This window comes from Comamonas sp. NLF-1-9 (genome assembly GCF_019195435.1).
In the GTDB taxonomy this organism is placed as follows: domain Bacteria; phylum Pseudomonadota; class Gammaproteobacteria; order Burkholderiales; family Burkholderiaceae_C; genus Comamonas_C.
In genome coordinates, this window is sequence record NZ_CP078069.1 from 871,337 (window position 1) to 881,756 (window position 10,420).

Annotated in this window: 10 protein-coding genes; 8 read left to right on the forward strand and 2 right to left on the reverse strand. The window is 61.0% G+C overall.

What is annotated here, in order from left to right:
• Nucleotides 1-84 precede the first annotated feature (84 nt).
• On the forward strand, nucleotides 85-1,431 hold the full coding sequence (gene argA / locus KUD94_RS04285) for an amino-acid N-acetyltransferase (protein ID WP_218238579.1): 1,347 nt from the start codon (nucleotides 85-87) through the stop codon (nucleotides 1,429-1,431).
• Nucleotides 1,432-1,456: 25 nt separating this feature from the next.
• On the opposite strand, the gene KUD94_RS04290 is transcribed toward argA, so the two are convergent.
• A complete protein-coding gene (locus KUD94_RS04290; RefSeq protein ID WP_255569047.1) occupies nucleotides 1,457-2,038 on the reverse strand; it encodes a hypothetical protein in 582 nt (193 codons plus the stop codon).
• A gap of 14 nt (nucleotides 2,039-2,052) precedes the next feature.
• A complete protein-coding gene (locus tag KUD94_RS04295) occupies nucleotides 2,053-2,709 on the reverse strand; it encodes a thiopurine S-methyltransferase (RefSeq protein ID WP_218238580.1) in 657 nt (218 codons plus the stop codon).
• Between the two features lie 1,051 nt (nucleotides 2,710-3,760).
• Here KUD94_RS04295 and KUD94_RS04300 point away from each other — a divergent pair.
• The 7 genes from KUD94_RS04300 (at nucleotide 3,761) to qatD (ending at nucleotide 10,261) form a co-directional block, all read left to right on the forward strand.
• Nucleotides 3,761-4,000, forward strand: a complete 240-nt coding sequence (locus KUD94_RS04300) for a hypothetical protein (RefSeq protein ID WP_218238581.1) — start codon at nucleotides 3,761-3,763, stop codon at nucleotides 3,998-4,000.
• Between the two features lie 52 nt (nucleotides 4,001-4,052).
• On the forward strand, nucleotides 4,053-4,358 hold the full coding sequence (locus tag KUD94_RS04305; protein WP_218238582.1) for a helix-turn-helix transcriptional regulator: 306 nt from the start codon (nucleotides 4,053-4,055) through the stop codon (nucleotides 4,356-4,358).
• Nucleotides 4,324-5,298 carry a reverse transcriptase family protein gene (locus KUD94_RS04310; RefSeq protein WP_218238583.1) on the forward strand — a complete coding sequence of 325 codons (975 nt, stop codon included), beginning with the start codon at nucleotides 4,324-4,326 and terminating at the stop codon, nucleotides 5,296-5,298. The genes KUD94_RS04305 and KUD94_RS04310 overlap by 35 nt, the downstream gene beginning before the upstream one ends.
• Before the next feature lie 17 nt (nucleotides 5,299-5,315).
• On the forward strand, nucleotides 5,316-7,250 hold the full coding sequence (gene qatA / locus KUD94_RS04315) for a Qat anti-phage system ATPase QatA (RefSeq protein ID WP_218238584.1): 1,935 nt from the start codon (nucleotides 5,316-5,318) through the stop codon (nucleotides 7,248-7,250).
• A 332-nt stretch (nucleotides 7,251-7,582) separates the two neighbouring features.
• Complete coding sequence (qatB, locus tag KUD94_RS14675; protein WP_304516293.1) at nucleotides 7,583-8,134, forward strand: Qat anti-phage system associated protein QatB; 552 nt, start codon at nucleotides 7,583-7,585, stop codon at nucleotides 8,132-8,134.
• Nucleotides 8,131-9,498, forward strand: coding sequence for a Qat anti-phage system QueC-like protein QatC (qatC, locus tag KUD94_RS04325; protein WP_218238586.1), 1,368 nt, complete (start codon nucleotides 8,131-8,133; stop codon nucleotides 9,496-9,498). Before qatB ends, qatC begins: the two co-directional genes overlap by 4 nt.
• A 13-nt stretch (nucleotides 9,499-9,511) precedes the next feature.
• On the forward strand, nucleotides 9,512-10,261 hold the full coding sequence (gene qatD, locus KUD94_RS04330) for a Qat anti-phage system TatD family nuclease QatD (protein WP_218238587.1): 750 nt from the start codon (nucleotides 9,512-9,514) through the stop codon (nucleotides 10,259-10,261).
• Nucleotides 10,262-10,420 lie beyond the last annotated feature (159 nt).

The window sequence follows — 10,420 nt, forward strand, 5'->3', positions numbered from 1 at the left end:
AGCCCGGGCCGCAGGCCAGCCGCTACACTGCAGCCCGCCCCCGGGCGGCCGGCTTGCCGGCGTCATTCAACCACCGCGCACGCAATGTCCACCGTCTTCAATTTCACCTTCGTCCCCTGGTTTCGCTCGGTCGCGCCCTATATCCACAAGTTCCGCCACCAGACCTTCGTCGTCGGTCTGACCGGCGAGGCGGTGGCCGCCGGCAAGCTGCAGAACATCGTGCAAGACCTGGCGCTGATCCAGGCCATGAGCGTGAAGATCGTGCTGGTGCACGGCTTTCGCCCCCAGGTGAGCGAGCAGCTGCGCCTGAAAGGCCACACCCCGCGCCACCACCGCGGCGTGCGCGTGACCGACCCGATCGCGCTCGATTGCGCGCAAGAGGCTGCGGGCCAGTTGCGCTACGAGATCGAGGCCGCTTTCAGCCAGGGCCTGCCCAACACGCCGATGGCCGACGCGCGCGTGCGCGTGATCTCGGGCAATTTTCTCACCGCCCAGCCGCTGGGCATCGTCGATGGCGTGGACTTTCAGCACACCGGCAAGGTGCGCAAGGTGGACGTGGAAGGCATACAGCGCGCGCTCGATTCGCAGGCGCTGGTGCTGATCTCGCCCTTCGGCTTTTCACCCACGGGCGAGGCCTTCAACCTGAGCATGGAAGAAGTCGCCACGCGCGTGGCCAGTGAGCTGCAGGCCGACAAGCTGCTGTTTCTGACCGAAATTCCCGGCGTGCGCGAACGGCCGCTGGAAGACGCTGGCGAGGCCAACCCGATCGACACCGAAATCACCCTGGCGCGCGCGCGCCGCTTGCTGCAAGAACTGCCCGAGCCCACCAGCCCGGCCGACCCCGCGTTCTACCTGGAGCGCTGCGTTCAGGCCTGCGAGCACGGCGTGGAGCGCAGCCACATCCTGCCGTTTGCGGTCGATGGCTCGCTGCTGCTGGAGATTTACGTGCACGACGGCATAGGCACCATGGTCATCGATGAAAAGCTCGAAGAGCTGCGCGAGGCCACCATCGACGACGTGGGCGGCATCATCCGCCTGATCGAGCCCTTCGAGCGCGACGGCACTCTGGTCAAGCGCAACCGCACCGAGATCGAGCGCGACATCTCCAGCTACCTGGTGATAGAGCACGACGGAGTGATCTTCGGCTGCGCCGCGCTCTACCCCTATCCGGACGAGAAAACCGCAGAGATGGCCGCTCTCACCGTCTCCAGCGACAGCCAGGGCACGGGCGACGGCGAAAAACTGCTCAAGCGCATAGAGCAGCGCGCGCGCGAGATGGGCCTGGCCAGCATCTTCGTGCTAACCACGCGCACCAAGCACTGGTTTCTCAAGCGCGGCTTCGTGCCGGTGGAGCCTGACTGGCTGCCCGAAGCGCGCAAGCGCAAGTACAACTGGGACCGCAAGAGCCAGGTGCTGGTCAAGCGCTTCTGAGAGCCCTCCCCGGGCTCTGAGGGCCTCAGCGCAGCAGATCGAACAATCCCGCGCCGCCGCGCCTGGCCTGCGGCGGGGTGCCAGTGGCGCTGTCCAGCGCGTGCAGGAAGGCGCGCATGCCATCGACCGCATCGCTTTGCGCTTCGCCGGTACTCACGCTCTCCTGCACCGCCGTGCCGGCATCGGTGCTCACGCGCACCCAGCCGTCGGGCTTGTAGGCCAGCGCGTCGATCAGCGAGATTGGCACGTCAAAGGCCGTGGCCGGGTAGCCCAGGTCGGGCGCGGCCTCGTTCGACGCCACGCGCAGGCGCACCACCTGGCTGCGGCCAAAATGAAAGTCGGCGCTGCTGACCTTGGCCGTCTGGAAGGGCAGCCCTATCACCAGCACCACCACGCCGGCGCGCTGGCTGCTCCAGTGCGCCGACAGCGTCGGGCAGTGCGCCTGCTCGCACAGCAGGCTGCGCGGCGCTACCGCCACGGTCTTGACGCCGTCGGCGGTCACGCCCTGCTGCACCTGCGGCAGCCGGCTGTCGGTGGCGGCGCAGCCGGCCAGCAGCAGCGCCGCCGTGCCTGCCATCCAGGCGAGTCGTTGCGAACTTTTCTTCATTGGTTTGCGCCTCTTCATTGTTTTTGCAGCCGATACACCGATGTTGCCATGGCGCTGAGCCCGCGCGCGGCAAAACCGGGCTCATCGGCCAGCAGATCGCGCTGCTCCAGCCGGCGCAGTTCCCAGCGGGGCGCATAACGCTGCTCCACCTCGGCCTCGGGCACGGAAAACGGCGGACCTTGCATCTCGTCCTGGGGGTAGTCCAGCGTCACCAGCAGGCCGCGGCAGCCGCTGGGCAGGCGCGCCATGAGCTCATCGACATAGCGCGCGCGCAGCTCGGGCGGCAGCGCGACCAGCGCCGCGCGGTCGTACAGGCCGCTGCAGTCGGCCAGCGCCTGCGCATCGAGCGCAAAGGCGTCGCCGCAGATCAGCTCGATCGCCCCGGCCACGTGGTGAATGCCATAGGGCGTGTGCCTGACCTGCGGCGTGAGGCCGTGCTCGGCAAAGAACTGCTTGACCGCGAGCTCGGACAGCTCAACGCCCAGCACGCGCAAACCCTGCTCCGCAAGCCAGAGCATGTCCAGCGACTTGCCCGCCAGCGGCACGAACACCTTGCTGCCCTGCGCCAGATCCAGGCTCGGCCAGTGCTTTTGCAGCAGCGGCAGTACCCGCTGCTGATGAAAACCGATGCGCCCTTCGCGCCAGCGCTGCAGCCAGAACGCGTGATCCATGCCTTGCCTCCAAAGTCAGTGAAGGCAGTTTAGGGCAACGCTGAACAAGCCCCCGTGATGGCGCGCGCCCAGCCTGGGGATGGGCTGCAAGGCCGGAGAACCGCCCCAAGCCGGGATGCGCGACACGCGAGGGGCTTGTTCAGCGTTGCCTTGGGTCAAGGGGCAGCTTGGACGCCGTGCAGCGCACGAGCGTCTGCCGCCGGGGTGGGCACGTCTGGTTTGATTCCTGACGCTCACTCCCACTCTATTGTCATTTGTGAAAAAATCTTTATATATATCAACATGATAACAGACAATTTACGATAGATGCCATGAAAAATACCATGAAATGTCAGGAGCGGCTGAGTTGACATCGTCGGAGGCGCTCAACATCCCATCTTGTGCTGCTTCTCCCGCTCGGCGTCGGCCACGTGGCACCCATTGTCACGCCGGAATTAGGTGCACGCTCGACGAGTGAGCCACTCCCGGCGCTCCAAGTGGCTTGCAACATCGGCGGAAGTCAGGACAGCACTCACCGAGGACTACGCCGCCATGCCGGTGGACGAAGTGATGGTAGGAGCGGAGACACCACTGGCCGCTTGGCGCGTAGCGCAATCGATCATCCCCCAGGTGGCCTGTGAACGCTATTAGGCATCGAAAATTTACCAACAGTGAAATTTCATTGACAAAATCCTAAACCTATGCTGTAATGGCGTCGGCTAGGCGAATCGCCTAGGTACACGTTCTTTGAAGTGTTGCTCTTACCGTAAAAGCGAAAGGTCAGTGCACTGCCTGAAGTGATTCAGGCCGCTCCTTCGTCCAGTGTTGGAGATTTTGAGGTGAGGCAGACCGGTAACGATCGGTCCGCCGTGAAGGTCCGCCCTCGCATCGTCCCGCGCACCGCAGTTAGCCAGATGCAATCTGCTAATCGCAAAGCGCAATCGGATAGCTGCAAGGACGGGGCTTCAATCGCCGCGACGACTGGTGTTGGGCTTGCGCATCGAGTTGGCTCCTTTCGGCCAATCGCCTTGTTACGGGGCTTCGGCGTTGTTGCCGGGTTTAGGAGCTATCTATGAAGTTTGAAACTTTGAAGAACAGCATCGCAACGCTCGAAAAGCTGCGCGATGCACATTACGGCCAACTCGATGCTGGCGCTCTGGCAGAACTGGATGATGTGTTGCGGCAACTCCGCGACGTGCTTGAAAGTTCAGGAAGGCGCGAGCTTGATCACGGAGAACTCGTGTATCGGGCTCTGCGCATCACTGACATCGTCATTCGCGCAGTGAGCAATCTCACTGACTGGATGAAGTGATGGAAGTGAGCCAAGACGCAGCAAGCCCAATATTTGAATACCGGAGTCAACCATGAATGTTGGACAAGCCATCAAGCTATGTCGTACCCGGCGGGGCCTCTCTCAGGCCGATCTCGCACGACAAGCTGAGTGCTCGGTTTCCTACCTGTCCATGCTGGAAAACAACAAGCGCGATCCGACGCTTTCCACCATGACCAAGATCGCCCACGCGCTGCATGTGCCCGTAGGAATCATTTTTTTCCTCGGCGCCGAAGGTGATGATCTGGCTGGCATCGATAAGTCGCTGCAAGGAGACCTTGCCCGCACAGCACTGGAACTACTCAATGAGCCCGTCAGCAACCAGCGCTCCCTCCTATAGCCAGCGCCGCATCGGCACGCTGCACGCCCTGAATGTTCCGCTGGGGCTGTCGACCAACGAATTGCTGGCGCTGGCCGAACGTGCCGATGGGCTCTATCGCGTTGCAAAGCGCATCGTCAAACCGGACGGCAGCATCCGAATCGCCTACGATGCCTTGGAGCCGCTGAAGGGTGTCCACCGAAGAATCAAGAGCCACATCCTAGATCACGTGACTTATCCGGCCTACTTAACCGGCAGCATCAAGGGCTGCGATGCTAAGGTTAACGCCTCGCTCCATGCCCGCGCCCGGATCGTCATCAACGAGGACATCAGCGGATTCTTCCCTTCTACGTCGGCGGACCGCGTGTTCAGCATCTGGCGCAGCTTCTTCGGCTTCAGTGAAGAAGTGTCCCGGTGTCTAACACGACTGACGACCCGACACGGCGAACTGCCTCAAGGTGCAATAACCAGTTCGTTCCTCGCCAATCTCGTGTTCTGGCGAGATGAATCGGCGTTGCAGGCCAAGTTCGCGGCTCAAGGGCTTGTCTATTCCCGCTATGTCGATGACATTGCCGTGTCATGCAAGGCCTTCATGAGCAACGAGGAAAAGACAGAGGTCCTGCGGCAGGTGTACGGCATGCTACTCAAGCATGGCTACCAGGCCAAACGAGCCAAACACGAAATTGCCACGTCAGCTCGCCGAATGGCCGTCACAAAGCTCGCAGTGAACAGCAAGCCTGGACTAGACGGGGCCACGCGCAGCAAGATTCGCGCCATCGTCCATGCCGTTGAACGACGTATCGCACAAGGTGAAGCGCTTTCGTTTGATCGAGGCCCTTATGCCCAGGCGATGGGGCAAGTGCTGCACCTGGAAAGATTTCACCCTGGCGATGCAGCGCCACTAAAGAGACGACTATTGGCCCTTAAAGAGGCAGGCACAGCCCTGCCCCACTCCGAATAAAAAAAAGGAGGAGACGAGTGATCCTGACCGACAACGAAACCAAAGTTGATCTCCTGAACAACGAGGCCATTGCCGCCACGATCATTGGGCTGCTTCGCGCCAAGCCCGATCATCCGGTGACGATCGGCGTGCACGGCGACTGGGGAGCGGGCAAGTCCAGCGTGCTCGAAATGATCGAGGCGGGCTTCGCAGATAAGAGCGATGTCCTGTGCCTCAAATTCAATGGGTGGCGTTTTCAAGGCTTCGAGGACGCGAAGATCGCCCTGATCGAAGGGATTGTGACGGGCTTGGTCGAGAAACGACCAGCATTGAACAAGGCGGCTGCAGCCGTCAAGGACGTCTTCCGCCGCATCGACTGGTTGAAGGTCGCCAAGAGAGCAGGTGGCTTGGCCTTGACCGCGTTCACGGGTATCCCGACGCCCGAGCAAATCGGAGCCATCGTCGGCTCACTTGAAGCGTTGGTGGCGGACCCCGCCAAGCTCGTGACGAACGAGAACATCTCGACGGCCATCGACGAGGCCAAGGCTCTGCTGAAGCCGGATGAGTCCAAGAATGTGCCGGAGGAAGTAGAGGCGTTCCGCAAGGCGTTCGACCAGCTCTTGAAAGATGCAGGCATCAAGCAGCTTGTTGTCCTGATCGATGATCTCGACCGTTGCCTGCCCGACACCGCCATTGAAACGCTCGAAGCGATCCGATTGTTTGTCTTCACTGCACAGACGGCGTTCGTCGTTGCGGCAGACGAGGCGATGATCGAATACGCAGTGCGTAAGCACTTTCCTGATCTACCCGACAGCACTGGACCGCGCGATTACGCCCGCAATTATCTCGAAAAGCTCATCCAGGTTCCGTTCCGTATTCCGGCCCTGGGTGAGACCGAGACCCGGATCTACGTCACGCTGTTGCTGACCGGCGCCGAGATTGGCGAGAACGACGCAGACTATGGGAAGCTGATCGCTGTCGCTCGGGAAAAGCTGAAGCGGCCTTGGACCAGCGGCGGTCTGGACGCAGCGACTGTCAAGGCGGCACTCGGCAAGCAGGCCGAGAAGGCGAACAATGCGCTTGCGCTCAGCGACCAGATCGGTCCCATCCTGGCCAGCGGTACGAAGGGCAACCCGAGACAGATCAAGCGCTTCCTCAACACACTGTTGTTGCGCGAGCGCACCGCTATCGCACGCGGTTTCGGCGACGACATCAAGCTCCCCGTGCTCGCGAAACTCATGCTCGCGGAACGCTTCATCCCGAGGTTGTTCGAGCAAATCGCGTTCGTTGCGGCGATCCATCCGCAAGGACTTTGCGAAGACCTGGAAGCGCTGGAAACGGGTTTGGCGACGGCTGGTGACAAAGAGAGTGAGCCCAAGGGGCATAAGACCAGCGAGCCCCCGCCCGCACCCGACAGCGCCGTGTTGACCGAGTGGAAGTCGTTGGAGACGGTGCGCGACTGGGCGCACCTTTCACCGAAGCTGTCGGGACTCGATCTGCGACCCTACCTGTTCGTGACAAAGGACAAGAAGGACTACTTCGGCCCGGTGTCTGTGTTGGGTCACTTGGCTGGCGTGGTGGAGAAGCTGTTCGGGGGCAAGATGACCGTCCAAAGCTACGAGACCGAGTTGAAGCAGCTCGTGCAGCCCGAAGCCGAGAAGGTGTTTGAGGCCGTGCGCAGCAAGATCATGAGCACGGGAGCCTTCGACATCAAGCCGGCGGGTGTCGAAGGCCTCGTTGTTCTCGTGAAGGCCCAGCCCGGCCTTCAGACCCACTTGATGGATTTCCTGGAGGCACTGCCAAGCGGCAAGTGCGGGCCTTGGGCGGTCAGCGGCTGGCAGGGTGTCATCAAAGACACCGAATGCGCCACGCGCCTCACGAAGCTGCTGGAAGGCTGGAGCAAGGTCACCAACAACCCCGTCCTCAAGGCAAGCGCCGAAGCAGCGCTTCAGGGTCCGAAGGGAGGACGTTGATGGGAACCTCGACAGCTTATGGCGGCCCTGGCGGCGGAACACCGCTTGTTCCTTCATGGCTGGGCGACGCCGGTGGCGGTGACGCTTCTGCTGTCCCTCCGGGCAATGGGGCAGGTTCGGACGGCCAGGCGCCCGTGGATGGCACTGCACCACCGGTGCCGCCGAACCGTCCGCCTATTCCCCGGACAGCGGACCCGCAACGTTTCGCCGGCGCTCGCACTAACTTCACGCGATTCGCGGGCTCCGGCGGCAGCGATCGGGCCAGTCTGGGCCGCGCAGTTTCGAAGTACGTTTCAACGTCTTCAGGAGGTGCGCGTCAGGCGGCCCAACGCATGGGCGCCTCCCGAGGCTCTGGCGCTCGGCTTCTCGGCTTCCTAGCTGATGCGCAAACGCGGGGCGTGCGCGAAGCGCTGCGCGCCCTGGACCTGGAATCATTAGCGGGCCGCCCGATCACGGAAATTTTCGTAGGCTTGGCTGACTACATCTGCCCAGGCGCTGGCACTGTCGATGAAGGCATCGCCCGCGAGGCCTTCATCGAAACCATAGTTGAACTGGCAAGTGAAGGGCTCACCGATCTGACTACCTTCACGCCGGATCAGATGCAGACGGTCTTTGAGCTGTATGCCACCCATGCGATCGAAGCGCGTATCTGCAATGACATCGGCACCAAATCCGTGACTATGCCGGCAGACACGCAGGCTGCGCACCGTGTCGAACAACAGTTGCGAGACTTCATTCGCGGAGGTGTGAGCGACGCGCTAACGCGCGCTCGGGCGGAGACCCCGAATCTCACGTCTGAGCGGATTCAGGGCTTTGTGGACGCCGTGTACGAATCTGCATTTGCAATCTTGCAGACCCTCGGCGATGCGGAGATCAACCAATGAAGCGTCAACTCCTCGTGGGCCGCTTCGGTCCTGACGATCATCTCGATGTGACGGCTGGTGCTGACGAACAGAGGACTTATCTGCAACTCGTCGTCGGCGAGAGGTCCTTGGGGCATGGAATTGGTGGAGCACTGTCCGATTTGAAGAAGATCGGTGTGTTTCCCTCGGAGATCGGCATCGATCTTCTGGTGCTGGCCGCTCACGTCCATGCCGCAGACACACGCATCTCTCGTGCCGAGCAGTCGCAGGACTCGTGGACGCGCGAAATACGGCTGGTCGTTCCAGTCAGCGATCCAGCTCGTTGGGGCGCAGCAACACCGACGCTAAAAAAGTCGCTTGACTTCTTGACAGGCGATCGCTGGACGATCGGATTCAGAGCGCGTCCGACCCGGTTTGCAACGATCGGCCAGGCGGCACCTCCGAGCCTGATCGCTCCCCCTTTTGATTCCGTCAGCCTTTTTTCCGGCGGACTGGACAGCCTGATTGGCGCCATCGACCTACTAGAGGATGGTGCCACGCCGTTATTGGTCAGTCATTTCGGTGAAGGTTCAATCAGCGACGCGCAAGGCAAGTTGTTCACGGGCTTGAGAAAGCAGTACGCCAAGTCATCCTTCGAACGGCTGCGTGTCGGCATGATCTTCAAGAAAGGCTTGGTAGCCAACGTTGGTTCGGAAGACAGCACGCGCGGCAGGTCGTTCCTGTTCTTTGCGCTCGGTGTGTTCGCGGGGACTGGGCTGGGGCGCCGCTTTGTACTGCGCGTACCCGAGAATGGGCTGATCGCTCTAAATGTGCCCCTCGACCCTTTGCGGCTGGGCTCGAACAGCACTCGCACCACGCATCCTTACTACATGGCAAGATGGAACGACCTGCTCGGCGAACTCGGTATCGACGGCAAGATTCGGAATCCGTACTGGGATAAGACGAAGGGTGAGATGACCGCAGCCTGCCAGAACCCAACGCTCTTGAAGAATTTGGCGCCAGATTCGTTGTCGTGCTCATCCCCCGCTAAAGCCCGATGGCTAGGGCATGGCATTCAGAACTGCGGCTATTGCCTGCCATGCCTGATCCGCCGCGCAGCGTTGGAGGCAGCATGGGGTACGGGGATCGATCTGACGACGTACACCGTATCCGATCTTCATGCTCAGCCGTTAGATACGCGCCAAGCGATCGGAATACAAGTCAGGTCGTTTCAGTATGCCATTGAGCGCTTAAGAGGAAAACCGCAGCTCGCGAATCTCTTGATTCACAAACCGGGTTCGCTTGCTGACGAAGCAGCGCATCTGGATGAGCTTGCTGATGTTTATCGGCGCGGCCTTGACGAAGTTGCGCGGCTCCTTGATGGCACCGAGGCGAAACCGAGCTGACCAGGATGCGTGCATGACCTCTACAGCCGGACTCGTGGACTTCCACTGCCACCTCGATCTCTACCCGGACCATGCCGTGGCAGTTCGGGATGCAGAGGCGGCCAGCGTGTTCACGCTGGCTGTGACGACAACCCCGCGGGCCTGGCCTCGCAATCACGAACTCGCCCAGCGTACGAAGCATGTTCGAGCGGCACTGGGGTTGCATCCACAATTGGTCGCTGAACGTGAAAAGGAAATCGAATTATGGGATCGATACCTTGCGGAGACGCGCTACATCGGTGAGGTCGGATTGGACGCTGGCCCCCGGTTCTTCAAGTCGCTCGACGCGCAGAAGCGCGTATTCCAGTATGTGTTGCAGCGCTGCGCGCAGGCCGGCGGGAAAATCATCACGGTCCACAGCATCAGATCAGCCAAAGCGGTACTTGATCTTGTCGAGACGCATCTACCACCCGAACGCGGAAAAATCGTTCTTCATTGGTTCACCGGGACACAGAGCGAGGCGAAGCGTGCGCTGGAGTTAGGCTGCTACTTCTCGATCAACGCAGGAATGCTTGGCAATGAGAAGCACGCGCAAATGGTGCAGACCATCCCGTTGGATCGGATTTTGACGGAAACCGACGGTCCTTTCACTCGTACCGACGATAGACCTTCGCGACCAAGCGATGTCGCAAGCGTCGTCGAGGAATTGGCCCGCATGCGCGGACTACCTTCGAGCGATATAGCTAGCCTCATTCGCAACAACCTTCGAACGCTTCTTGGGTAAGCATCTGCGGACCTTACGGGATCGCAGGTGTTTCACGTAAAACTGGGTCCCCCGTACCATGCAACGCCAAGAGAAAGTGAAAAAGCACCGTCGGATAGCGTTCAACATTCCGTCTTTCGTCGCCTCTCCTCCTCAGCGCCGGCCACGTCGCCAACTTGC